Source organism: Bacillus sp. CH_70 (assembly GCF_038007045.1).
Taxonomy (GTDB): domain Bacteria; phylum Bacillota; class Bacilli; order Bacillales; family Bacillaceae_G; genus Bacillus_A; species Bacillus_A cereus.
In genome coordinates, this window is sequence record NZ_JBBOWL010000001.1 from 1,893,176 (window position 1) to 1,919,676 (window position 26,501).

Here is a 26,501-nt window from a genome sequence, read left to right on the forward strand (position 1 = left end):
CTATTTTTCTTTAAAAATGCATTTACCGTTACTGCAATTATATTGATAAGCTTTTCCTTCGCTATTCATACGGTATGAGTAATCAGATTCTTTATCGTTCTTAAAGTCAACGTATGCTTCTGCACCGTTTTTATCGTCATCTATATCAATGAATTGAACGTTTCGTATAGAATAATCTTTCTTTTCTTTTAAACCTCTTCCCTGCAAGTTTGTATGAATACCATCTACTAACTGGTCAAACAACGACCAGTTTAAATTAAGATGTTCAAATGACTCAGTATGTCTTCCTAAAATACCGTTGTCTTGTATTATTTTTTTATTATCATCGTATGTATAAGAGTATGTAAAATATGGTTCGTCTTTATATACTACTGTTGCATAATAGCCAATATTATAAAGGGGAGTATATTTTCCGGTTATGTTTTGTATTTCTTCTTGCTTATAACCTTTTTTAGTATGGAGATAATGGCTAGTATCTTTTTCTATTACTTTATAATTTAGTGGATTACCAAATATAAAGTACAGGGCAAACAATATGATAAATAGTCCGACTGCAACTAGTAACAAGACCCATTTTTTTCTTTTCATACACATACACTCCCCTATGCTGGATTTGTTTTTATTTTACATGAATAATGGTAAAAAAATGAAACTTATAAATAAAAACTTTCTATAGTTACCTACAAGTAACCTACGCACATGAAAGTGCATCATTGCCTTTTTACATAAACATAGATACAATTTTAATATAATACATAACTGAGATGATTAAGGAGTGTTATACTTGGCAGAATTATTACAAGGCAAAAATGCTTTAATTACAGGAGCAGGTAGAGGGATTGGTCGCGCTGTCGCAATCGCATTAGCGAAAGAAGGCGTAAATGTAGGACTATTAGCTCGTTCAGAAGAAAACTTAAAAGCTGTAGCGAAAGAAGTAGAAGCAGAAGGTGTAAAAGCTGTTATTGCAACTGCTGATGTTTCTTCATACGAAGAAGTGACTACTGCGATTGAAACGTTAAAAAATGGTTTAGGATCTATCGATATTTTAATTAATAACGCTGGTATTTCTAAGTTCGGTAAGTTTTTAGAATTAGATGTTGCTGATTGGGAAAAAATCATTCAAGTAAACTTAATGGGTGTATATTATGCAACTCGTGCTGCTTTACCGAGCATGATTGAACAACAATCTGGTGATATCATTAACATTTCATCTACAGCAGGACAAAAAGGTGCACCTGTAACAAGTGCATATAGTGCTTCTAAATTTGGTGTCCTTGGCCTAACAGAATCGTTAGCGATGGAAGTTCGCAAACATAACATTCGTGTAACAGCTTTAACTCCAAGTACAGTAGCGACTGATATGGCTGTAGATTTAGGATTAACTGATGGAAACCCTGATAAAGTAATGCAAGCAGAAGATATTGCAGAATTTATCGTAGCGCAGCTGAAATTAAATAAACGTACATTTATTAAATCTGCTGGGCTTTGGTCTACTAATCCATAGGAAGTAAATTTAACTTTAAAAGAAGGGATATCTATTCTGTAAGGGGTAGATGTACCTTCTTTATTTTTTGTATTCGAGACAGAATTTTCGGTATAATTAAAAGTGAATGGTAGAAAGCATTGGGAAATTGAAAGGGATGGTATTTACATGAGTACAATTGAGAAATGGACGGCTGTTGATCAATATATGAGTGATGTATTAATACCGAAAGATTCTACATTAGAAGGGGTTCTTCAAACTAATGTTTCAGCTAATTTGCCAGCACATGATGTATCACCAATGCAAGGGAAGTTTTTACAACTATTAGTACAAATTCAAGGGGCTCGTAATGTTTTAGAAATTGGCACGCTAGGCGGGTATAGCACGATATGGCTTGCTAGAGCATTGCCATCTGGAGGCCGAGTTGTTACATTGGAAGCAAGTGAAAAACATGCTGAAATTGCACGTAGCAATATTGAGCGTGCTAATTTGACTGATAAAATTGAAATACGAACAGGATTAGCGTTAGATTCTTTACAACAAATAGAAAACGAGAAGTATGAACCGTTTGATTTTATTTTTATAGATGCTGATAAACAAAATAACCCTGCTTATTTTGAATGGGCACTAAAACTATCACGACCGGGTACTGTAATTATTGGGGATAACGTAGTACGTGAAGGAGAAGTTATTGACAATACTAGTACCGATCCTCGTGTACAAGGGATACGTCGTTTCTATGAATTAATAGCTGCTGAGCCACGTGTTAGTGCTACAGCGCTTCAAACTGTCGGAAGTAAGGGATACGATGGATTTGTAATGGCAATCGTAAAAGAATGAGGTAAGGAGATAGATAGAATGAAAAAGATGTTTGAAAAATTATAACATGTATCTTGTATAACGAGATTAGCTCGTGGGCCTCCGACATACATAACGCTATATTATATATCAAAAAATTGGAGGCTATAAGTAGATGAGAACTGAAAAAGAAATGCTAGACTTAATTATTAATACAGCAAAAGAGGATGGAAGAATTCGAGCAGTTATCCTGAATGGATCGCGTGTAAATCCAAATGTGAAAAGAGATTGTTTTCAAGACTATGATATTATGTATGTTGTAAATGATATACAATCTTTTACGTCTAATCATAATTGGGTTCATAGATTTGGAGAAATAATGATAGTACAAATGCCAGAAGAAATGTCGTTAGTTCAACCAGATGAAGATGGGAAGTTTCCGTATTTAATGCAGTTCATGGATGGGAATCGGATTGATTTAACGCTAGTTCCAGTTGAGTTAATAAAAAAGTTCGTTGGACAAGATAGTTTAAGTAAATTACTTCTCGATAAAGATAATTGTATGGAAGGATTCCCGCCAGCAAGCGATAAAGATTACTTAATAAAAAAGCCTACAGAAAAAGAGTTTTTGGATTGTTGTAATGAATTTTGGTGGTGTAGTACGAATGTGGCAAAAGGGCTATGGAGAGAAGAGCTTTCTTATGCAAAAGGAATGCTGGAGGGACCAGTGCGAGATATGTTCATCGTAATGCTAGAATGGTATATTGGTATGAAAACAGATTTTACAGTTAATGCAGGGAAGTTTGGAAAGCATTTCGAGCAATATATTGAAAAAGATATGTGGGTGCAATTTAAAAGAACATTTTCTAATGCAGAATATGAAAACATATGGGAGTCATTCTTTGTCATGGGTGATTTATTTAGGGAAGTGGCGAACGAAATCGCTAACAAATATGAATATCAATATCCGCAAGATGATGATGATAAAGTGACGAACTATATAAAACATGTGAAAGCTTTGCCAAAAGATAGTACATCAATAGTAAGCAGTAAGACTGTCCTAATTAAGGACAGTCTTATTTTTGTTTATGAATAACAATTTCTCTAACAAAGTGCAGATGAATCACATATGAAAATTTAGGGAGGTTTTTTATCATGTATTATTTTTATTCGCCAGAAATGTTTGCTCCATATCAATGGGGACTAGAACGAGATGTTTCGTATGCTTATATGCCATATAACTCATTTTATTATGGAGACTATATAAGCGCATTGCCATACGCATATATCCCTCAAAGCTATGAAGTACAAATGAAAGCAGATGATCGTGGATCGTGGACACCATTTACATGGGTTGAAAAATATGCGTACGCATTTTCAGGACCGTATAATAAAGCGGAAGTAGCTCTTACATTTGATGATGGACCAGATTCAGAATTCACGCCAAAAATATTAGATAAGTTAAAACAACATAATGTAAAAGCTACTTTTTTCTTACTTGGTGAAAACGCAGAAAAATTTCCGAACGTAGTAAAGCGTATTGCAAATGAAGGGCATGTAATTGGTAATCATACGTACAGTCATCCGAATTTAGCGAAAGTAAATGACGCTGAGTACCGTAATCAAATTATAAAAACGGAAGAAATATTAAAACGTTTAGCCGGCTATGCTCCTAAATTTATACGTCCACCGTATGGTGAAATACTTGAAAATCAATTGAATTGGGCAACTGAGCAAAATTTTATGATTGTACAGTGGAGTGTTGATACAGTTGATTGGAAAGGTGTAAGTGCCGATACGATTACAAATAATGTGTTAGGGAATTCATTTCCAGGTAGTGTCATACTGCAGCATTCTACTCCAGGTGGGCATTTACAAGGATCTGTTGATGCACTAGACAAAATCATTCCGCAGTTAAAAACGAAAGGGGCACGTTTTGTAACACTTCCAAGTATGTTCCAGACATCGAAAGAAAGAAAGTGAATGTGTTATAAATTGGAAAAATAAGGGTTGTGTCGTATAATGAAAGTGTAAGTTAGGGGGGATATAATTGATTGATGCACTAGTAAACATAGGAATAAGCATATTGATTGGTATTATTTTTATACTTGCGGCAATTATTCTTCAAAAAAATTCACCGACCGATATTAATGCGGCATATGGTTATCGTACGAAACGATCTATGAAAAATAAGGAATTATGGGATGCGGGTAACAGGTATAGTGCAGAAGTGATGAAGCAAAACGGATTTATCATGATGTTAATTGGAAGTGTTATTAGTATACTGTTTAGATATCCACATACAATAATAGCGATTATAGTGGTTATGCTGTTATTAATCATTCGTTTATTTATACAAGTAGAGAGTAGATTAAATATACTTGAACAATAATAAAAAAATAGGACGCTACGCAATATTTTGCTAGGAGTCCTATTTTATTTATAAACTATTATTTTTTAATAATTCTTTTCCTTGCTCTATAACAAATTCATAGTATGCAAGATCATACGGATAAATATCTTCAAATGTTATCGTAATCGGTGTATTGTTTAAGACTGAAATAGTCGTTAAAGATGAAATCTCTCCTTTTAATAGTTGTAGAAAAGAAGTTGCATGTACTTTCATCACATCGTCTACTTCTTCACCTGGTGCGAATGGAAGTGGATTGATGACGTTGTGAAAATACATATGACAAAACTCGCGATCAGTAAGATTTGAAATTTCATAATCTATTTTAAAGATTCCCTTGTATGTTAAATCATTAGTTTGAAAGGAAAGCCCTAATTCTTCCTCAATTTCACGAAGACCACCAATTTGTACATCTTCATCATGCATAATATGTCCAGCTGAAGTAATATCCCATATACATGGAGCTTCTTTTTTATTTTTAGAGCGTAATTGGAAATATAAAAACATATCTTCATTATCTTTTTCTACAAACCAGCAATGAAATGTTTCGTGCCAATCGCCGTCACGATGCACTTCATCACGTAATTTCTTCCCAAGTGTATTTCTTTCAGGATCAAATATTGTTAACCACTCTGTCATTTTAATTCCCCTTTCCTCAAATTTTATTATACAATATTTGTATTGAATTTTGGGAAAATAAAGAAAAAGGAGTGGTTATAAGTGGGGATAGAGCGTACGGAAATAAAATCGATTATTTCAACAGAGGAAGAGTTACGGAAAATATTGGGGCAACCAAGTGAGCGAGCGTTGAAAAAAGTCATTTCATCATTAGACCACCATTGCGTAGATTTTCTTTCTAAATCTCCTTTTCTAGTATTATCCACTGGAAATAAGTTGGGGGAGTGTGACGCCTCGCCGCGAGGAGATGCACCTGGATTTGTATACGTACTCAATAATAATAAAATTATCATTCCAGAAAGACCAGGAAATCGTCGTATAGACTCCATTTTGAATATTATTTCAAATCCACGTGTAGGACTAATCTTTTTTATTCCAGGTCTTGGGGAGACACTCAGAATAAATGGCCGAGCGTATATTACAAACGACGAAGAAATTTTGAAAGAAATGCAGGCGAATGGACGCAATCCGTTGCTTGGAATTGTTGTTGAAATAGAAGAGTGTTATATTCATTGTGCAAAAGCTTTTATTCGTTCTAAGATGTGGGATCCAGAATCTTGGTTAAATAAAAAAGAGTTACCTTCAGCAGCAAAAATGTTGCTGGAGCATGCGAAAGTGAATACTTCAGAAGAAGATGTTGCACGTTCTTTAGAAGAAAGTTATACAAAAAGATTGTATTAGAAATTTTATTAATATAGTTTTGTAGAGCGGATATGTACGGGTTTTAGAATGGGGAATTTATATATGAACCGTTGATTTATAAACTGGAGAAATAACAAAATAGGTAAATTGAGTGGCGGTTGCATAATGCTATTGTAAAATATTATAAAAAAATTCTTGAAAATAGTTAGTAAAAATAGGCTTGCTTTTTAAAAAGTTGATAACTATAATAAGTTAACAAATAGACATGAACGAAAAAGTAACGATAAGGACAAGAAATCATTTTTACGGTTTACAGAGAGGGAAGTCTAGGGTGTGAGCTTCCTAACACGAGAAATGGTTTTACCACCTTTGAACTTCAATAGTGAACGAGTAATCTAGTAATTATTGACGGTATCAGCCGTTATCTGAACTTGAGCAATCTAGGAAGAAATACGTCTAGGTTGGAACAAGGGTGGAACCACGAAAACACATTCGTCCCTTTCCTAGGGATGAGTGTGTTTTTTTACGGTTTTAGAGATTGAAAATTTAAAATAATTAAAAAATAGTATTGATTTTGTTTTTTATGCGAGTATAATGAGTTAACAAATAAACATGAACGAAAAAGTAACGATAAGGACAAGAAATCATTTTTACGGTTTACAGAGAGGGAAGCCAAGGGTGTGAGCTTCCTAACACGAGAAATGATTTTACCACCTTTGAACTTCAATAGTGAACGAGTAATCTAGTAATTATTGACGGTATCAGCCGTTATCTGAACTTGAGCAATCTAGGGAGAAATACGTCTAGATTGGAACAAGGGTGGAACCACGAAAACACATTCGTCCCTTTCCTAGGGAGGGGTGTGTTTTTTTTATTACTTTGAAGGGAGGTGCGGTAACATGAAACTATTTATAAGTACGGAAATAACCACCACCTGCATGACAAAAAAGCAGAGTAAGGTGATTTATAGGTGTAACAATTAAACTTTTAGGAGGAGATTAGAAGATGAATAACGTTATAAATGTTGGGGTATTAGGTTTAGGCACGGTCGGAAGTGGTGTTGTTCATATTTTGAAAGAACATTATAAAAAAATCGCTCTTGATACAGGATACGAAGTGAAAGTGAAAACAGTCGTTGTACGTGATTTGGAAAAAGAACGCGATGTTTGTATTGACGGAATTGCAGTCACAAGTCATGCAGATGAAGTTCTAAATGATTCAAATATTGATATTGTAGTAGAGGTAATGGGCGGAATTGAAGAAGCAAAACAGCATATTGTTAAGGCTTTAGAAAATAAAAAACATGTCGTAACAGCAAATAAAGATTTAATGGCTGTATATGGTGCAGAGCTTCTTCAACTGGCAAACGATAATGATTGTGATTTATGTTATGAAGCGAGCGTAGCAGGCGGTATTCCAGTGTTAAGAGGACTAACTGACGGGCTAGCATCAGATCAAATTGAAAAAATAATGGGAATTGTAAATGGTACAACAAATTATATGTTAACAAAAATGAGTCAAAATGGGTGGTCTTATGAAGAGGCTTTACAGGAAGCACAAAAATTAGGTTTTGCAGAATCGGATCCGACAGCAGATGTAGATGGACTAGATGCGGCGAGAAAGGTAGCAATTCTTGCAAACTTAGGTTTTTCGATGAATGTTTCATTAGATGATGTGCAAGTAAGAGGGATTCGAAAGGTCGAAAAAGAAGATTTACAAATGGCTGAAAAGTTAGGATTTACTATGAAGTTAATTGGGAAAGCAGAAAAACAAGGATCAGCCATTCATTTAAGTGTAGAACCGACACTTTTACCAAGTCGTCATCCATTATCGAATGTAAATAATGAATTTAATGCAGTATATGTTCACGGTCAAGCGGTAGGAGAAGTAATGTTTTACGGACCTGGAGCTGGAAAGTTGCCAACTGGTTCTGCTGTAGTAAGTGATATTATTTCAATCGTTAAAAATATGAATCAAGTGCCGAAAAATAAAAGTGCGTTAAAAGAACCAGTTCCTTATGAATTACAAAGTGATGAAGAAGTAGTTTCGAAATATTTCTTGCGTATTTCATTACGAGATGAGCCTGGGATGTTACAAAAAATAACAGAATGTTTCGTTAATTATTCTGTAAGTTTAAAAGAAGTTATTCAATTACCTTTAAACCGTGAACTGGCAGAAGTTGTTGTTGTGACACATCGAACTTCCAAGTATCAATTCGAACGAGTTTTAGGAGCGATAGAAGCTGTCGCAAGTGAAATAAACAGTTACTACATTATTGAGGAGGAAAAACAATATGTATAAAGGACTATTAAAACAATATGCTTCTTATTTACCGGTGAATGAAAACACACCTGATGTCAGTTTAATGGAAGGAAACACACCTCTTATTCCGTTATTAAATATATCAAAGCAATTAGGGATTCAGCTATATGGTAAGTACGAAGGAGCGAATCCGACAGGTTCTTTTAAAGATCGTGGTATGGTGATGGCAGTTGCTAAGGCGAAAGAAGAAGGTTCAGAAGCAATCATTTGTGCATCAACAGGTAATACATCAGCATCAGCTGCAGCATATGCGGCACGTCTTGGGATGAAATGTATAATCGTAATCCCTGAAGGAAAGATTGCGCATGGAAAATTAGCGCAAGCGGTCGCTTATGGAGCTGAAATTATTTCAATAGAAGGGAATTTCGATGATGCACTTAAGGCTGTAAGAAATATTGCTGCAGAAGAGCCGGTTACATTAGTAAATTCAGTGAATCCTTATCGAATTGAAGGACAAAAAACAGCAGCATTTGAAATTTGTGACCAATTGCAAAATGCACCAGATGTTCTAGCTATCCCTGTTGGGAACGCAGGGAATATTACAGCATATTGGAAAGGCTTCTGTGAATATGAGAAAGAAAAAGGTTATAAGAAGCCAAGAATTCATGGCTTTGAAGCAGAAGGAGCAGCGGCAATTGTAAAAGGGCATGTAATTGAAGAGCCTGAAACAATTGCAACAGCAATTCGCATTGGTAACCCAGCAAGTTGGTCGTATGCAGTAGAGGCTGCCGAGCAGTCTTGTGGTGAAATAGATATGGTATCAGATGAAGAAATTTTACATGCGTATAGGTTATTGGCAAAAACTGAAGGAGTTTTCGCTGAACCGGGATCAAATGCTTCATTAGCTGGCGTAATTAAACATGTTAAATCTGGAAAAATCAAAAAGGGAGAAACAGTTGTTGCAGTATTAACTGGAAATGGTTTGAAGGATCCTGATATCGCTATTTCTTCAAATCAACTAGACATCGCAAGTTTGTCAAATGATATAGAACAGATTAAAGATCATATTAAAGGGGTGATTATGTCGTGATACCATTAAGTGTTCGTGTCCCTGCTAGTACGGCAAATGTTGGTCCTGGATTTGATTCAGTTGGAATAGCTTTGTCATTGTATTTAGATGTGGTGGTTAAAGAAAAAGCTGATAAATGGCAAGTAATCCATTCCTTTGAAGAATCAATTCCGACAGACGATAAAAATTTAATCGTTAGCACGGCATGTAAAGTCTGTCCTTCTATATCACCCCATATAATAGAAGTTACTAGTAATATCCCATTAACAAGAGGGCTAGGAAGTAGTGCATCAGCGATTGTAGCTGGGATAGAACTTGCGAATCAACTAGGCAATTTGAACTTAACTGCTGATCAAAAAGTTCAAATTGCTACAAATTTTGAAGGACATCCTGATAATGTTGCTGCTTCTATATTAGGTGGAACTGTAATCGGAGCACTTGATGGAAAGGATATTTCCGTCGTAAGAATTGAGAGCAAGGAGTTAGGGGTAATTTCTCTTATTCCGAATGAAGAATTAAATACAGATGAAAGTCGATCTGTATTACCAAAGATGTTTTCGTTTCATGAGGCAGTTAAAGCTAGTGCGATAAGTAACGTATTAGTAGCTGCATTATGTCAAAAGCGGTGGGAAGTTGTAGGTGAAATGATGGAGAGAGACCATTTTCACGAGCCATATCGTTTAGAACTCGTACCGTTATTACCATCTATTCGTAAATGCGCAAAAGAATTTGGTGCGTACGGTACAGCACTTAGCGGTGCGGGACCATCTATTTTTATATTAACGCCATATGAGAAACGTCAAGAAATCGCTGAGCAATTAGCGAGAGTATTTACAGATATGAAAGTATGTGAGCTTGAAATCGACCATAAAGGTATTATTGTAAATAAGGAAGAGCATATTGGATCGTAAAGAAAGCTGGCATGGCTAGCTTTCTTTACGTTGCAAACCTATTTTAAATTAGGTTTTTTCGGAAAAAAATATAAAACAAATGTTGATTTTGAATAATGTAAGTAAAGAGTGCATTCATTTTGGAGGTGATTAAATGAATAAAGAGTCACCAGAAGAAAAAAGAGAGCGTATGAGACAAAGTGAATTAAAAAGTAATCCTACGGGTTCTTTACATGACGGACTCAATAGAGCGGAAACAGGTAGTCCAGTTGATATAGCAGGCGGTATGAATTGGAAAGGTACAGGGATAATCATTTTAGTACTACTTTTAGGATACATTGTATACACTTATTTTTTCAGTTAAAGAATGCTTGTTAAAATTTTGATTTGTTTAGTTTCATAATTGTTGAGAAAAAATGCAGTTACTGTATTACATATCTTCTAAGCGAATTATAGTTGTTCATATCAACTTTTAATACTCCAAATAGAGCTAGCAAAATGCTAGCTCTATTATTTTTTGCCACATTCCTGTAACAAACCACCTGTATATTCATTGGTGGAGGTGCAGAGGATGAAAAAAATGATAGCGATATGTCTTCTAACAACTATGCCATTTTCGACTTTAGTCGGTTGTGACGTAAAAGGTAGTAATGCTGTACAAGAGTCTAAAATAAAGAAATCGACGTATAAAGATTTTACTTATGATGTAAATCCAGAAACATTCACATTAACTGTAGAACATGAGGGGGTAAAGGAACAGGCATCACAACCCCTACCGAAAATGAAGGTATCGAATGTAAAAAAAGAAAAGGATCGTACATCGTGGGAATATCCAGATCAAAAAGTAAAAATAAAATTAGAAAAGAAAAAAGACCACTTAAACATTGAAGTGGAATCGACTGGTGCAGAAAGCTTTACATGGCCGAAAGTAGAAGCTGAAAATTATACACTTCCGTTGTGGGAGGGTAAGCAAATTCCGAGCAATGATGAGAATTGGAAGAAGTTTTTAAAGGATGATGCATATTCATTTGCTGAATCATTTTCTATGAAGTTTTTCGCTTTAAATGGTTCGAAATATTCAATTGTATATATTGCAAACAATATGTTTAATAATGAATTGAAATTTCATTCGGATCCGAAAATAGGATTTGATTTTACACATGAATTTCCGAGCATAAATAAAAATAAAACATATGGATTTCAATTATATGTGACAAATAATGATGCGGTAAGCATTGCTAAACTGTATAAGGATGATATTGTTCGAAAAGGTGAATTTAAAACATTACAAGAAAAGGCTAGAAAAAATAAAGAAATCGAAAAGTTATATGGAGCGGCGCATTTTTATTTTTGGAATCAAAATGGTTTATCAGAAAATAATATAAATTGGCCAAAACTAAGGGAGCAAATAAATAGCCCGCTGTTTAGTCATATAAGAGAACTTATTCAAAAGAATAGTTCAGAGCCTGGGGAACTGAATGTATTAGATCAAGTAAGTAAACAAGATTTCATTGATAAGTATCAAAAAAATGTTATTTTACGTTATATAAACGAAGTATTATCCATGAAGGAATTTTATAAAGAGGATATTTTTCAAAACGTTGATCAGGAAGCTAGTGTGCTATTAAAGAAAGGTGTAGGTCACTTAACGAACACAGAATTGTATAGCTTAAATAAGCATTTATTAAAGTCGCTACTTGGTGATGCGGTTGAAGAGGTAAGTAAATGGGGTAATGCAGATGGAACGGACATACTAAAGGAAATGAAAGAGGTAGGAATAGAAAAAGCGTGGATTGGTCTGCCGAACTGGGAACAAGGATTTATGCAACCTAATTTCGTGACAAAAGCGAAGGAAATGGGGTATTTAGTTGGTCCGTATGATTCATATCATTCCATTCACGAAAAAAGTGATAAAAATTGGAACACAGCATCCTTTAATGACCCATCATTATATGAAGAGGCTACTGTAACGAAGAAAAACGGAGAAAAGGTGCAAGGCTTTTTAGGCAGAGGTCGCAAGTTAAACCCGACTTTATCGCTGCCTAGTGTAAAGGAACGCATGAATGATATATTACAAAATGGTCCTAAATATAATTCATGGTTTATTGATTGTGATGCGACAGGTGAAATTTACGATGACTATTCAGCGAAACATATAACGACACAAGAGCAAGATTTAAAAGCACGTTTAAAACGAATGGACTACATTGCACAAGAAAAGGGTATGGTCGTTGGTTCTGAAGGTGGAAATGATTTTGCTAGTAGTACGATTGCATTTGCACACGGAATTGAAACACCTGTTATTAAATGGGACGATGAAGATATGCGGAAAAATAAAACAAGTCCGTATTATGTCGGTGGATATTGGTCACCAAATCAAAATGTTCCCGAAAAATATGCAAAACAAGTACCATTGAAAGAAGAATATAAACAAGTGTATTTAAACCCAGTATATTCGGTACCATTATATAAATTAGTATACAATGATTCCGTTATTACAACGCATCATTGGGAATGGGGAAGTTTAAAGGTAAAAGATGAAGTTGGAAATCGAATGCTGTCTGAATTATTGTATAATGTTCCTCCGTTGTACCATTTAAATGAAGTAGAGTGGAATAAACATAAAAAAGAAATTACAGAGCATCTAAAAGTTTGGAATGAAGTTCATGAAAAAGCAGTAAAAGAAGAGATGACGAATTTTGCGTATTTGTCAGAAGATAAGCTAGTACAATCTGTTTCTTATGGAAAAAATATTAAAATCATTGTGAACTTCTCAAATGAAGACATGGAAGTAGAAAAAACGAAAATAAAAGCAAAGTCGGCTTTTATTGATAATCAGGGGAAGAAAAGCATGTATACGCCGTTTGAGAAATAATAACGTGAAATATACTGTACTCATAGAGGTTTTATCATTAGCTGGACTCTTTATTCATATCGTTTATCTGGAAAAAGATATCCTAATTTAAAATGAAAGAGTTAATGAGTTTATAAATTTGCATGTTGCGAAGTGCTAAATTTTTGAAATTGGTAAATAGTGACTTGCCAAAAATAAGTACGAGAGTATAATGTGAAATGGAATACATATTGGGTTTTAGTAGTAACCTTACAAAATTGTAAGGTTAATGAAAGGAAATTCAATATGAAGATAAATAGACTTACATTATACTTGGTAAAGAGAAAGAGAGGCGAATGGGTATGAGCTCTGAATTAGAACAAAATACGAGAAGTAATAAAAAGCGTTCTAAAAGAAAGTCAATAAAATGGTTCATATTAATTCCATTTTTCCTACTTATTTTTGGAGGAGTAGGATATGGTTCGTTTATATATAATAAAGCAAAAGCTGTTGTAAATGATGCGTATGCGAAAATTGAAAAGTCATCAAAGCGTGATAAAGAAGTTGAACCTTTAAAGGATAATATTTCAATATTAATCATGGGTGTAGATGGAAGTGAAATGAGAAAAAGCCAATATGGCGAAGCAGTTCGAACAGATGCACTTTTATTAGCAACAATTAATAAAGATGATAAGTCTGTTAAGCTAGTAAGTATTCCACGTGATTCACGTGTTTATATTCCAACTAGAAAAAAATTAGATAAAATTACTCATGCTCACGTATTTGGTGGCGTAGAAAGCACACGCGATACGGTGGAAAGATTTTTAAATGTCCCTGTTGATTATTATGTGAAGTTTAACTTTGAATCATTCGTACAAATTGTCGATTCAATTGGTGGTATTGATATTGATGTACCAGTTACTTTCACTGAACAAGATAGTAAAGACCAAGCTGGTATGATCCATTTAGAAAAAGGTTACCAACATTTAAATGGAGAACAAGCACTTGCACTTGCAAGAACGCGTAAAATTGATAGTGACGCAATGCGTGGACAGAGACAGCAACTTGTAATAGAAGCAATTGCCAAAAAAGCGATGTCTGTTCAATCAATTAGCAAAATGGGCTCTTTACTAGATGCGGTTGATAAAAACATGAAAACGAACTTAACATTTGACGATATGCTTGCCATTACAAAAAATATGGCAGGATCTAATTTGGAAATGGAAAAAATGCAAATAGAAGGTACAGATAAACGTATCGGTGGTATTTATTATTACATTCCAAATGAAAAAAATGTAAAAGATATTTCAAAAAAATTAAATGATCATTTAGGTGTAACGCCAAAACCAGTTCGAAACGAATAATAAAAAAAGATTGGCTTTTGCCAATCTTTTTTTTTGGAATGTATTTGTAACTTTTCTGTAACGATTTTTTAGTTTAGAAAAATTATACTCATATGTATGAGTATAATGGATAGGTAAAAAAGTAAAAGGACATATTCAAAATTTGTGGTAAGGAAAGATATCATATGCAGAAATGGTTAAGCATGATGGGAATTATCTTTATATTGACTGGATGTAAAATGTCTGAAGCTCCAACAAGTCTAATGGAAGCTCCTACAAATAAAAAATGGATTAATGAATTAAATGAACAAATTGATAAAGATTTACCTGTTAATTATCGCTTACTTACTCCAATGTCTAATAGAGATAAACAGACGACATGGTCAATGAATTTCGAGCGAGATAATAACAAAGAAGCTGTCATCGTATATAAAATACCTAATGAAGATTATCATATATATTTAGCCGTATATGAGAAGAAAAATAATGGATGGAATATGAAGTCAACCTATACATTTGATGGGGAAGAAGTAGATATTGTTGAGGTAGGAGATTTCACAGGGAGTGGGAAAAGGGAACTATTGATAGGAATAACTACCAATCGTGATTTATTAGAAAACACAATGTATGTTTTTTCCGATGAGAGTGACGATATAAAGGAATTTTATAGACAGAAGTATACAAAGTTATTTATAGATGATTTAAACAAAAATGGTTTTAAAGACATAAGCCTTGTTTCGCATATGAAAGATGAACAGTTGAAGGTTCAGTTCATTGAAAAGTTTAAGGTATTGTCAGAGGTTACATTTGATCCGTATATAAATAGTATTCAAAGAATACAAATGGGTCGTATTTCTAAATCATTAAAGGCAGTTGTAATCGATGCGGGAACAGGGGCTCATTCAGGTATAACTTATGTAGCAAAATTTGATCAGGATCATTATGAAGTATTACCTATAGATGGGAAAGAAGATTTATTTAATGAATATGTTGTAGAAAGTAAAGATGTTAATGAAGACGACATTATTGAATTTGTTCGTACTGTACGCCCAAAAGGTTGGGAAGATAAATCACATGGTGATAGTCCGCTTTTCGAACGTTACATACAGTGGAGTGAATCTGGAATTAAACCAATTGAAGAACGATATATAGATATAGAAAAAGGGTATTATGTGAAAATCCCTAAAGAGTTAATAGGGAAAATTACAATACCAGATCAGCAAAAAGAATCAAATTCTCAAAAGTTTTTGGATACAAGAACAAATGAAATATGGCTTGAAGTTCATATTTTTAAGCGGAAAGAATGGTTCAATATAAAAGGCTACAGCGCAGCAATTAAAACGGCTTCTCACGTATATGCAGTACCGAAGCAATCAAAATTTGAAAAAGTGAAAGCATATATAAAACCGCTAGCGGATTATCAACAAGAGTAGGAGGTGAGAATTATGTCAAAAATTTTAGTTTTAGAAGATGAATTAACAATCCGTAGCTTTATTGTTTTAAATTTAAAACGTGCTGGATTTTATGTAATAGAAGCTACTACTGGAGAAGAAGCGTTACAAATTTTGAGTGAACAAACTGTTGATATAGCACTGCTGGATGTAATGTTACCGGGGATTAATGGTTTAGAAGTTTGTAAGGCTATCAGGAAAGAAAATAAAAAAATGGGTATTATTATGTTAACCGCACGTGTACAAGATGAAGATAAGGTGCAAGGACTAGGGATAGGTGCAGATGATTATATTGCAAAACCGTTTAGTCCAGTAGTATTAACTGCACGTATACAGTCTTTATTAAGAAGAATAGAAGTACATGAAGAAAAAACGAATATTGTTACGTCAGGTCCATTTTCGTTAAATATTATAGAAGAAAGATTGTATAAAGATGGACAATTAGTCGATTTAACACCTACAGAGTATATGATATTACAGTATTTAATGAATCAGGCTTCAAAGCCAGTTTCGCGTGATGAAATTTTAAATATGATTTGGGGAACCAATTACGTAGGTGAGACGAAAGTGGTAGATGTAAATATGAGACGGTTACGTCAAAAGATAGAATGTAATCCATCAGAACCTGAATTTATTCTTACGGTGTGGGGAAAAGGATATGTGTGGAAGGAAAGTATAAGATGAAACGGAAAGTGACTTTATATTTTATGACGGTCATTACACTTATGCTTGTATTATTTGAAGTTGTATTTTCAGTCTCAATTTATCGATACTATTATAATGGTATTGTGCAATATATAGAGTCTCATGCGAAAACGAGTACACGTTTTTTTTCAGAATACAATTCACTATACTTTATTCGATTACAAGAATATAGTGGTGACATAATTAGTAGCTTTCAATTAGAAGGAACAGAATTACAGTTAATTGATCGTCACGGCTCGGTTATACAATCTTCAAGTGGTGAAAAGATAGAAGGTAAAGTGAACATTCCACAATCATTATTAGAAGGTGAAATGTATAATCAAGTTACTAAGAAAGGTAATAAAAAACAACTAGAGGTGCTAAGCCCACTTATACATCAAGGACAAACTATTGGTGTTTTAAAATATACGACTGTTTTAACAAATGTAAATAAAAAGATTATTGAAATTATTACGTTTACTATTTCTGTAGGTATTGTTATTTCGGGAGTCGTCTTCTTAATTAGTAGACGTTTGGCAAATTCATTTGTTGAGCCAATTGAATCCATTATTCAAGCCTCTTCACAAATTGCAGAAGGCACATTAAAGCAAAAAATTAAAGAAGATTATCCTGGAGAATTAGGTGACTTGGCACATAGTTTAAATTATATGGCCTATAAAATAGATAAGGCTGAGCAGATGAAAAATGAATTCATTGCTTCTATTTCGCACGAAATACGAACGCCTTTAACAGGAATTAAAGGTTGGAGTGAGACGTTAAAAACAGTAGATCATTTAACAGAAGAAGAAATAAAGCAAGGTATGGGCATTATTTCAGGTGAGACAGATAGGTTGATTCATTTAGTAGAAGAATTGTTAGATTTTTCAAGATTACAATCAAATCATTTTAATTTATATAAACAAAAGGTGCAATTGTACGATATACTAGAGGAGACGATTTGGCAATTAACTCCTAAATCGGAAGAGAAGGAAATTCAATTTATTACTACTATAGACCGAATTGAATTGATGGGAGATCGAAATAGGCTAAAGCAAGTTTTCTTGAATATTGTTCAAAATGCAATTAAGTATTCACATAAAAAAAGCACAATACACATTGAAGCGACTAAAATAGAAGGACAAGCAGTGATTAAGGTAAGAGACGAAGGGATTGGAATTGCTAAAGAACATTTACCATATATTGAGCAATCATTTTACCAAATTAATAATCATGCTGCAGGTGCAGGTATTGGTTTAGCTATCGTTAAAAAAATGGTGGAGCTTCATGGCGGTGCGCTTAGTGTTACAAGTAAAGAAGGAATAGGAACAACAATTTTGATAAAACTCCCATTATAATACAAATAAAATCTATTTATATGGTGAAATAAAAATAAATAGATGTATAATTATATTGGGCGATTTATATATAAGATTAATAGGGAGAGGAATTCGATAGAATGGAAAAAGCTTTAAAAATTAAACAAATAGTAGTCGTTTTAATAGCGATTGCCGCAGTAGCTATTGGGTATTACATGTTTCAATCAATTACTTCACCAGCAAAAGCTGTTGCGAAACAAGAAAATGTAGTGCAGCTTGCAAGTGAACAGCCGAAAGTTGAAATGAATAAAACGGCACCAAGTCGTTTTAATGGAAAAGAAAGAAAAGTTGCTTATCTTACATTTGACGATGGGCCAGGGAAATATACGGCTGAATTATTAAATACGCTAAAACAACATGATGCGAAGGCGACGTTCTTTTTAATTGGAGCGAATGTAAAAGAATTTCCTGATTTAGTGAAACGTGAAAATGCTGAGGGTCATTATGTAGGCATGCATAGTATGACACATAATTTCGCAAAGTTATATAAAAATGGCGAGTATGTAAATGAGATGAAAGAAGATCAAGGTTTAATCGCTAATATTATTGGGAAATCACCTAAATTAACACGTCCTCCATATGGTTCGATGCCTGGATTGAATGAAGGTCTTCGAAATAAAGTGGTAGAAGGCGGATTTAAAGTGTGGGATTGGACAATTGATTCATTAGATTGGAGATACAATAAAATGCCAGTTGATGCAGCTGCAGCACAAATTGCTCAAAACGTATTAACAAATGCAACAAAACCACAAGAAGTAATTTTAATGCATGATATTCACCCGCAATCAGTTGCTGCTGTGCCAGCAATTTTAAAGGGGCTAAAAGAAAAGGGTTATGAGTTTGAAGCTTATCATGAAGAGAGTCACTTCCCAGTGAACTTCTGGCATGATAACCGTATGTAATGGAGGAATGAACGTTGAAGTATGGAAAAGTAGCAGTAGTTGGAGCATTATCAGTAGGACTTTTAACAGGTTGTTTCGGTGAAAAGCCAGAAGAAAATCTATATACAGCTTTTGAAACAGCAGCAACACAAGAAAAATCTTTAGTGGATGAAGCAAAAAAATTAGAGCAGTTAGAGAAACAAGGGCAAGAATTATATGCTCAAATTTTGCAAGAAGGTAAAGATCATAATGAAGCAGTTGTGAAGAAAATAGAGCAAGCTACTGCAAATGTAGATGATCGTGAAAAAGTATTGAAAAGTGAAAAAGAAATGCTAGAAAAAGCACAGAAGGAAACGAAATCTGTTCAAAGTAATATAGAGAAGATTGAAGATAAGAAGTTACAAAAACAAGCAAAAGCAGTAGAAGAGTCGTATAAAAATCGTTATGATGCATTCAAAAAGATGAATGAAAATTACACGAAAGTGTTAGCGACTGAAAAAGAACTGTATGAAAAATTAAAAGTAAAAGAAACGAAATTAAAAGAAATCGGTGAAAAAGTTAAAACTGTTAATGAATTAAATGTGGAAGCACAAAAGTCGAAAGAGCAGTTTAACAAATTTACAAAAGAGTATAATGACAGTAAATTAGCATTCTACAAAGATGCAGAAATTAAGATTAAAGATCAGAAATAAAGAAGAATCTAAAGTGTAATAAAAAGCCGGAGAAACATCGTTATAAATGTTTTTTCGGTTTTTTACGTTAAATGAATAGAAAAGACTGGAATTGATATCATAAAAGAGTTATAGTGAGTTATTCTAAGGGAAACATTGTAAAGTAAGGAGAATGGAAATATGTCATATGAATTTTTACTCAAATTAGGTTTAGCACTCTTTTTAGGATTATTCATCGGGATAGATAGGCAGCTAAAGAATAAACCACTTGGTGTGAAAACAAGTATGGTTATTTCTGTAGCAAGTTGTTTAATTACGATGGTTTCAATTGAATCTGTGCATGTATATTCTGTTCCAGGACATACAAATATGGATCCGATGCGACTGGCCGCTCAAATTGTTAGTGGAATTGGTTTTCTTGGCGCAGGTGTCATTTTACGAAGAAGTAATGATGTTATTTCTGGATTAACAACAGCTTCTATGGTGTGGGCTGCTTCAGCTTTAGGGATCGCAATTGGTGCGGGATTCTATTTACAAGCGACAGTTGCTATGGTTTTAATTATTTTAGCGATTAATGTACTTCCGCAACTTGTGAAAATTGCAGGACCGTATTCATTAAGACAAAAGGATTTATCTATAAAAATTACTGTTAAAGAGCATCATGAGTTAGATGGTATATTTAAGCAAATTAAAAATTTAGGCATGCATGTGAAACGCGTGAAAATTAAAGATATAGATAGTGGAGCATTTCAGCAACTGGAGATGGTTATTTTAGCTCCAGAAGATTTATATACAACAGAGTTATATAGTTCCCTGAAAGAGATTGATCGAGTAGTTTCAGTTGAAGTGGAAAGTAGATAATTGTGATAAAAAGAGTGAAGTGAATTCACTCTTTTTTATTTGGATTTTTAAGGAATGAAATTGATATAATGATGAGTAACAAGGGGGAGAAATGATGGGAATACATATTAGAAGAGCAATAAAGGATGATATACCAGGTATAGCAAAGGTGCATGTTGATAGTTGGAAAACAACGTATAAAGGGATATTTGCTGACGAAATTCTAGATAATGTAGCATATGAGAAACGAGAAAAACAATGGGAAGATATTTTTCAAAAAGAAGGTAATCATCAATTTAGATTTGTAGCAGAGAATTTAAATGGAGACATAGTTGGATTCGTCGATGGGGGAGTAGAAAGAACTGGTACATATAATTGTGATGGAGAATTATATGCAATCTACCTTTTACAAGAGTATCAAGGAATGAAAATAGGACAAAAGTTATTTCAAGCTTTATTATCGGATTGTATAAACAATGATATGCAATCACTTTTAGTTTGGGTTGTTACGAATAATCCTTCTAAAAAGTTTTATGAAAAATTTAACCCTGAAAAAATTGATACGAAATTTTTAGAGAGAGTAAGGGTAGAAGAAACAGCGTATTGTTGGAGAGATTTGAATTTGTTATACAAAAAGTTATATAGATTTGCTTAAATAATATTATTATGTAAACTTTATGTTTGAAAGAGGTATACCAATTAAGGTATACCTCTTTTGTTTAACCATTTTGGATAGATTACTAATGAAAAATAGTAAGTATGTAGTTTGAAATTGAGTATTTTTTTCGTGTATTTTTAACTAGATTAAAGAAAAGAGAGAAAACAAGAAAAATTAAATCAGATAAAAAAATTCTGAAATATACTCTTGAATTGAATATCATTATCAATTAGAATCATAATTGATAACGACATTCAATTATCGTTTATTATATAAAATTTCGATAGCTTTAATATAAAGAGGAGGACCAACATGCAGCATGCGAAACAAATCGCAGAACATGCAACATTACAAAGCTTTTTAAACTGTTATTTAAGAGAAACAGCGAGTGGAGAATGGATTACAGAGGATGAAAGAATGAAGCTTATCTTCAGTAATACGTTGAATAGAGATACAGTCCCCACATATTTATGTTGTCGGCTATCGGCACAGAACGTTACTTTGTATGGAGAAGTTATATATAAATCATCAACAGATCGTCATTTGTTTGGAGAACAATTTTATTATCAAATTGGAGATAGTAATTCTGTTATTAAAGCAGATTACGTTACAGTTATTACATTTTTAATAAAAGAGATGTCTATCAACTACGGAGAAGGGACGAATCCTGCGGAACTTATGCTTCGAGTTATCCGTAGTTGTCAAAATATTGAGGAATTTACAAAAGAGAGAATAGAAGATACGTCCGCATTATACGGTTTCCATACAACTTTTATAGAAGCGGAGCAGTCTTTATTATTTGGGCATTTAACTCATCCTACACCAAAGAGTAGACAGGGGATATTGGATTGGAAAAATGCAATGTATTCTCCAGAATTAAAAGGAGAATGTCAGCTTCATTATTTTCGGGCCCATAAAAGTATAGTAAATGAAAAATCATTATTATCAGATTCTACAACAACGATTATAAAAGAAGAATTAAGTAATGATGAGATGGTTAGTAAGGAATTTATAGAGAAGTACTGTAAGGAAGATCAATATGCATTAATTCCAATTCATCCGCTTCAGGCAGAATGGCTCTTGCATCAAGCTTACGTACAAGATTGGATAGTTCAAGAATTGCTTGAGTATATTGGACCTGTAGGTAAGTATTATATGGCAACATCATCACTAAGGACACTGTATCATCCTGATTCGAAGTATATGCTTAAGTTTTCATTTCCGGTGAAAGTAACGAATTCAATGCGTATTAATAAACTGAAAGAACTTGAGAGTGGTCTTGAAGGAAAGGAAATGTTAAATACGGCTATTGGTGAAGTACGAGAAAGATTTCCAGGCTTTGATTTTATTTGTGATCCAGCCTATATTACATTAAATTATGGAACACAAGAATCTGGATTTGAAGTGATTATTCGCGAGAACCCTTTTTATAGTGAACATGCAAACGACGCAACATTAATTGCTGGGCTAGTTCAAGACGCTATACCTGGAGAGCGTACGCGGTTATCGAATATTATTCATCGCCTAGCAAATTTAGAAAGTAAAAGCTGTGAAGAAGTAAGCTTAGAGTGGTTTAGACGATATATGAATATTTCTTTAAAGCCAATGGTATGGATGTATTTACAGTATGGTGTTGCATTAGAAGCTCATCAGCAAAATAGCGTTGTTCAGCTAAAAGATGGTTATCCGGTCAAATATTATTTCCGTGATAATCAAGGATTTTATTTCTGTAATTCAATGAAAGAGATGCTTAATAATGAATTAGTTGGTATTGGAGAACGTACTGGAAATTTATATGACGACTATATTGTGGATGAGAGATTTCGTTACTACTTAATTTTCAATCATATGTTTGGCCTCATTAATGGTTTTGGCACAGCAGGATTAATTAAGGAGGAAATTCTTCTCTCGGAATTAAGGTCTGTACTTGAATCATTCCTTCCGTATAACCGGGAACCTTCAACTTTTTTAAGAGAATTATTGGACGAAGATAAGTTAGCGTGTAAAGCAAATTTACTAACGAGATTTTTCGATGTCGATGAGTTAAGTAATCCATTAGAGCAAGCAATTTATGTGCAAGTACATAATCCGCTTGTTAGAGAAGTGGCTGTTCGTTCATAAATAGCGTTAAAATTTCACGTAATACAAATAATGGTATTTTGTCATAAGGTGGAGGGTTTTATGAGAGTGGACATGTATCATACGAAAGTATTGAAGGCGCTCGAATCAGAAGATTACATTTCGGTACGAAGAAGAGTGCTACGTCAATTAGTAGAATCGTTAATTTATGAGGGGATTATTACACCGGTTCGCATAGAAAAAGAAGAACAAATTCTTTTTATAATACAAGGACTTGATGAAGAAGACAAAAGTGTCACGTACAAATGCTATGGCAGGGAACGGATGACATTTGGACGTATTTCTTTAGACTCATTAATAGTAAGAGTCCAAGATGAACAGCAAGAAATACAATCTGTCTCGCAATTTCTAGAAGAAGTTTTTCGGGTTGCTAGTGTAGAACAAGCTAAATTAGATTCTTTTATGCACGAATTAGAACAAACAATATTTAAAGACACGATTGCACAATATGAAAGAAATAATAAGAAAGAATACACTCAAAAATCTTACGATGAGTTTGAAAGTCATTTAATAGACGGCCATCCATATCATCCTAGTTATAAAGCACGTGTTGGATTTCAATATCGTGACAATTTTCAATATGGTTATGAATTTATGCAGCCAATAAAACTCATATGGATTGCAGCGCATAAGAATTATGCGACTGTAGGTTATGAGAATGAAGTGATGTATAACAACCTTTTAAGAGAGGAGATTGGCGATCGTAAATTAGAAGAGTTTATGGAACGAATTCGTAATAAGGGATGTAATCCAAAACAGTACGTGTTTATACCTGTTCACCCATGGCAGTGGGAGAATTTCATCATTTCAAATTATGGGGATCATATACAGGGGAAATTTATTATTTATTTAGAAACATCAGAGGACGATTATTGCGCGCAACAGTCAATGAGAACGTTAAGAAATATTACGAGTCAAAAGAAACCGTACGTTAAATTATCGATGAATTTACTCAACACTTCAACACTTCGTACGCTGAAACCATACTCTGTTGTGAGTGCACCAGTAATATCAAATTGGTTAAATGATGTTGTAAGTAATGACGCCTATTTAATGGATGAAGCACGTTTAATCTTGTTAAGTGAGTTTTCAAGTGTAACGTATGACACGAATAAGAAAGCTATATATGGTTCATTAGGATGTATTTGGCGCGAAAGCGTTCACAAGTATTTAGATGCACAAGAGGATGCAATTCCTTTTAATGGTTTATACGCTAAAGAGAAAGATGGTACACCAATTATTGATGCGTGGTTGAATAAATATGGAATGAAGGATTGGCTACAATTACTTATTCAAAAAGCGATAATACCAGTTATACATCTTGTTGTAGAGCATGGCATCGCACTGGAATCACATGGACAAAATATGATTCTAGTCCATAAAGAAGGGGTGCCTGTTCGTATTGCGTTAAAGGATTTTCATGAAGGGCTTGAGTTTTATCGTCCATATTTGAAAGAAGTTGACAAATGTCCCGACTTTACTAAAATGCATAAAACATATGCGAATGGAAAAATGAATGATTTCTTTGAAATGGATCGCATTGAATGTTTGCAAGAGATGGTGTTAGATGCACTATTCCTGTTTAATTTAGGAGAATTAGCATTCGTACTTGCGGATGAGTATGGATTGAAAGAAGAACATTTTTGGATGATGGTTGTTGAAGAAATTGAAAATCATTTAAGAATATATCCACATTTGAAAGGTAGATTTGAAAATATTCAATTATATGCACCTACATTCTATGCTGAACAATTAACGAAACGTCGATTATATATGGATGTGGAATCGCTTGTTCATGAAGTTCCAAATCCATTGTATAGAGTAAGACAACTTATGAAACAAAAATCAGCTGTTACAGGGGGAAATTATGCTAATCGTTAATAAACAAGAGTATAGCAAAAGTGATTTTGAATTGAGATTACAAGTTTATGAGGAAATGGAACAATTTCAAAAAGCAGAAGGAAATAGATTTGCACTTTGTCTGAAAGATCCATTCGATATTATTACGCTTGTGTTTTTCTTAAAAGAAAAGAAATCATCAGTATTACTTATACATGAAGATACGCCAAAAGAAACGGCTATTGAAATGGCAAAGCGTGCAAATTGTGTAGGGATTTTATATGGAGAATATGGCGATTTTACAAAATTAGAAGTAGGGAACTTTTTACTAGAAGAGCCTTCTTTATTGCAATATAGTTCGGGAACTACGGGAGAACCGAAACTGATTCGTAGAGCATGGACGGAAGTTGATACAGAAATTACTGCCTATAATGAAGCTTTAAACTGTGAAGTAGATGAAGTGCCAATCGTTATGTCTCCTGTTTCACATTCATATGGACTAATATGTGGTACGTTATCAGCAATTACGAGGGGGAGCAAGCCTGTAATCATTACGAACAAAAATCCTAAATTCGCATTAAATATAGTTCGCAATACAGAAAAACATATTATATATGCAGTACCACTTATGTTACACATTATGGGGAGTTTTCCATTAGGAACGTTCCAGTTTCATAAAATTATGACATCAGGATCGCCTTTGCCAGAAGCCCTATTTTATAAACTAAAAAAAATGACAACATATATGATGCAGCAATACGGTTGTTCTGAAGCAGGTTGTATTAGTATATGTCATGATATGAAAAGCCATTTAGATTTAGGAAACCCTCTACCTCATGCAAGTATAAGCATAGGTTCAGATGAAAATGCACCGGAAGAAATCGTCGTGAAAATGAATGATAAGGAAATTTTCACGAAGGATTTAGGGTATAAATCTGAGCGTGGCATTCATTTTATGGGGCGTATGGACGATGTAATTAATGTCTCAGGATTAAAAGTCTTTCCTATAGAGGTAGAAGAAACGATGCTTCGATTGGAAGGTGTGCAAGAGGCAATTGTATATCGGGGGAAACATCCTGTGATGGGCGAAATAGTTAAAGCGAAAGTGATCTCTCATGTTGATCCAGTGAAAATAAGAGAATGGTGTATTCAGCACTTACCTTCTTATAAAGTTCCGCATGAAATTGAAAGTGTAAATGAAATTCCTAAAAATAAAACTGGAAAAGTAAGTAGAAAGTTACTAGAGATGGGAGAGGTTACAACATGAGACGGGAAGCGTTAAAGAATGCCGTGTTAAAAATTATGATAGAAAAAATGGAACTGAAAAATGTAACGCATTTAGAAGAAACGATGCGCTTAAATCAAGATTTATATATAGATTCGGTAATGATGTTACAGCTTATTGTATACATAGAAATGGATGTAAAGCTATGCGTTCCAGAGGATGAGGTAGACCCAAAGGCATTTCTTACTGTAGGATCTTTGCTTGATTTTATGGAAGAGTTAGAGCCGTTACAGGAAGTAAATGTGAATAACTAACCTTTAGGAAAGTGG

At 33.8% G+C, this 26,501-nt stretch carries 25 protein-coding genes and 2 other annotated features; of the genes, 23 read left to right on the plus strand and 2 right to left on the minus strand.

Features of this window, described 5'->3' with window-relative positions:
* Positions 1–588 carry a DUF3139 domain-containing protein gene (locus N2V79_RS09730; protein ID WP_053564723.1) on the minus strand — a complete coding sequence of 196 codons (588 nt, stop codon included), beginning with the start codon at positions 586–588 and terminating at the stop codon, positions 1–3.
* Positions 589–784: 196 nt separating this feature from the next.
* Here N2V79_RS09730 and N2V79_RS09735 point away from each other — a divergent pair, with 196 nt between their 5' ends.
* The 5 genes from N2V79_RS09735 to N2V79_RS09755 all read left to right on the plus strand — a co-directional run bounded on the left by N2V79_RS09735 (position 785) and on the right by N2V79_RS09755 (position 4,673).
* Positions 785–1,504, plus strand: a complete 720-nt coding sequence (locus N2V79_RS09735) for a 3-ketoacyl-ACP reductase (protein WP_000818985.1) — start codon at positions 785–787, stop codon at positions 1,502–1,504.
* 147 nt (positions 1,505–1,651) lie between these two features.
* The gene (locus N2V79_RS09740; protein ID WP_069355435.1) at positions 1,652–2,323 is read left to right on the plus strand and encodes an O-methyltransferase; all 672 of its coding nucleotides are present in this window, start codon (positions 1,652–1,654) and stop codon (positions 2,321–2,323) included.
* A 133-nt stretch (positions 2,324–2,456) separates the two neighbouring features.
* Positions 2,457–3,377, plus strand: coding sequence for an aminoglycoside 6-adenylyltransferase (locus tag N2V79_RS09745; RefSeq protein WP_340719805.1), 921 nt, complete (start codon positions 2,457–2,459; stop codon positions 3,375–3,377).
* 59 nt (positions 3,378–3,436) lie between these two features.
* Positions 3,437–4,264 carry a peptidoglycan-N-acetylglucosamine deacetylase gene (locus N2V79_RS09750; RefSeq protein WP_000291203.1) on the plus strand — a complete coding sequence of 276 codons (828 nt, stop codon included), beginning with the start codon at positions 3,437–3,439 and terminating at the stop codon, positions 4,262–4,264.
* Positions 4,265–4,334: 70 nt separating this feature from the next.
* Positions 4,335–4,673, plus strand: coding sequence for an SdpI family protein (locus N2V79_RS09755; protein WP_340720339.1), 339 nt, complete (start codon positions 4,335–4,337; stop codon positions 4,671–4,673).
* Positions 4,674–4,721: 48 nt separating this feature from the next.
* On the opposite strand, the gene N2V79_RS09760 is transcribed toward N2V79_RS09755, so the two are convergent.
* On the minus strand, positions 4,722–5,330 hold the full coding sequence (locus N2V79_RS09760; RefSeq protein WP_000141352.1) for an NUDIX hydrolase: 609 nt from the start codon (positions 5,328–5,330) through the stop codon (positions 4,722–4,724).
* An 81-nt stretch (positions 5,331–5,411) separates the two neighbouring features.
* Between N2V79_RS09760 and N2V79_RS09765 the strand changes: the two genes are divergently transcribed.
* The 18 genes from N2V79_RS09765 to asbD all read left to right on the plus strand — a co-directional run bounded on the left by N2V79_RS09765 (position 5,412) and on the right by asbD (position 26,486).
* Positions 5,412–6,050, plus strand: a complete 639-nt coding sequence (locus N2V79_RS09765) for a pyridoxamine 5'-phosphate oxidase family protein (protein WP_000510728.1) — start codon at positions 5,412–5,414, stop codon at positions 6,048–6,050.
* A 232-nt stretch (positions 6,051–6,282) separates the two neighbouring features.
* Positions 6,283–6,514 (plus strand) — a binding site (T-box leader).
* 115 nt (positions 6,515–6,629) lie between these two features.
* Positions 6,630–6,861 (plus strand) — a binding site (T-box leader).
* 155 nt (positions 6,862–7,016) lie between these two features.
* Positions 7,017–8,312, plus strand: coding sequence for a homoserine dehydrogenase (locus N2V79_RS09770; RefSeq protein WP_069355438.1), 1,296 nt, complete (start codon positions 7,017–7,019; stop codon positions 8,310–8,312).
* Entirely contained in the window at positions 8,305–9,363 is a 1,059-nt protein-coding gene (gene thrC, locus N2V79_RS09775) for a threonine synthase (RefSeq protein WP_069355439.1), read from the plus strand. The genes N2V79_RS09770 and thrC overlap by 8 nt, the downstream gene beginning before the upstream one ends.
* Complete coding sequence (gene thrB / locus N2V79_RS09780; protein WP_340719806.1) at positions 9,360–10,253, plus strand: homoserine kinase; 894 nt, start codon at positions 9,360–9,362, stop codon at positions 10,251–10,253. The genes thrC and thrB overlap by 4 nt, the downstream gene beginning before the upstream one ends.
* Before the next feature lie 133 nt (positions 10,254–10,386).
* Positions 10,387–10,596 (plus strand): DUF6366 family protein, encoded by a 210-nt coding sequence (locus N2V79_RS09785; protein ID WP_001031479.1) that lies wholly within the window; start codon positions 10,387–10,389, stop codon positions 10,594–10,596.
* A gap of 207 nt (positions 10,597–10,803) precedes the next feature.
* Entirely contained in the window at positions 10,804–13,107 is a 2,304-nt protein-coding gene (locus N2V79_RS09790; protein WP_340719807.1) for a glycoside hydrolase, read from the plus strand.
* A 320-nt stretch (positions 13,108–13,427) separates the two neighbouring features.
* Entirely contained in the window at positions 13,428–14,429 is a 1,002-nt protein-coding gene (locus tag N2V79_RS09795) for an LCP family protein (protein ID WP_002093954.1), read from the plus strand.
* A 164-nt stretch (positions 14,430–14,593) separates the two neighbouring features.
* Positions 14,594–15,841, plus strand: a complete 1,248-nt coding sequence (locus N2V79_RS09800) for a hypothetical protein (protein WP_340719808.1) — start codon at positions 14,594–14,596, stop codon at positions 15,839–15,841.
* 12 nt (positions 15,842–15,853) lie between these two features.
* The gene (locus N2V79_RS09805) at positions 15,854–16,543 is read left to right on the plus strand and encodes a response regulator transcription factor (RefSeq protein ID WP_000036074.1); all 690 of its coding nucleotides are present in this window, start codon (positions 15,854–15,856) and stop codon (positions 16,541–16,543) included.
* The gene (locus N2V79_RS09810; protein ID WP_000824526.1) at positions 16,540–17,898 is read left to right on the plus strand and encodes a sensor histidine kinase; all 1,359 of its coding nucleotides are present in this window, start codon (positions 16,540–16,542) and stop codon (positions 17,896–17,898) included. Before N2V79_RS09805 ends, N2V79_RS09810 begins: the two co-directional genes overlap by 4 nt.
* Positions 17,899–17,999: 101 nt before the next feature.
* Positions 18,000–18,821, plus strand: a complete 822-nt coding sequence (locus N2V79_RS09815) for a peptidoglycan-N-acetylglucosamine deacetylase (protein ID WP_000409484.1) — start codon at positions 18,000–18,002, stop codon at positions 18,819–18,821.
* A gap of 14 nt (positions 18,822–18,835) precedes the next feature.
* Entirely contained in the window at positions 18,836–19,492 is a 657-nt protein-coding gene (locus tag N2V79_RS09820) for a YkyA family protein (protein ID WP_000873563.1), read from the plus strand.
* A 159-nt stretch (positions 19,493–19,651) separates the two neighbouring features.
* A complete protein-coding gene (locus N2V79_RS09825; RefSeq protein WP_000119510.1) occupies positions 19,652–20,332 on the plus strand; it encodes an MgtC/SapB family protein in 681 nt (226 codons plus the stop codon).
* 91 nt (positions 20,333–20,423) lie between these two features.
* Positions 20,424–20,966 carry a GNAT family N-acetyltransferase gene (locus N2V79_RS09830; RefSeq protein ID WP_061661211.1) on the plus strand — a complete coding sequence of 181 codons (543 nt, stop codon included), beginning with the start codon at positions 20,424–20,426 and terminating at the stop codon, positions 20,964–20,966.
* Between the two features lie 315 nt (positions 20,967–21,281).
* Positions 21,282–23,090, plus strand: a complete 1,809-nt coding sequence (locus N2V79_RS09835) for an IucA/IucC family protein (protein ID WP_340719809.1) — start codon at positions 21,282–21,284, stop codon at positions 23,088–23,090.
* 60 nt (positions 23,091–23,150) lie between these two features.
* On the plus strand, positions 23,151–24,989 hold the full coding sequence (locus tag N2V79_RS09840) for an IucA/IucC family protein (protein ID WP_254488702.1): 1,839 nt from the start codon (positions 23,151–23,153) through the stop codon (positions 24,987–24,989).
* Positions 24,976–26,214 (plus strand): AMP-binding protein, encoded by a 1,239-nt coding sequence (locus N2V79_RS09845; RefSeq protein WP_340719810.1) that lies wholly within the window; start codon positions 24,976–24,978, stop codon positions 26,212–26,214. Before N2V79_RS09840 ends, N2V79_RS09845 begins: the two co-directional genes overlap by 14 nt.
* Positions 26,211–26,486 carry a petrobactin biosynthesis protein AsbD gene (asbD, locus tag N2V79_RS09850; protein ID WP_001250560.1) on the plus strand — a complete coding sequence of 92 codons (276 nt, stop codon included), beginning with the start codon at positions 26,211–26,213 and terminating at the stop codon, positions 26,484–26,486. The genes N2V79_RS09845 and asbD overlap by 4 nt, the downstream gene beginning before the upstream one ends.
* The last annotated feature ends 15 nt before the right edge of the window (positions 26,487–26,501 follow it).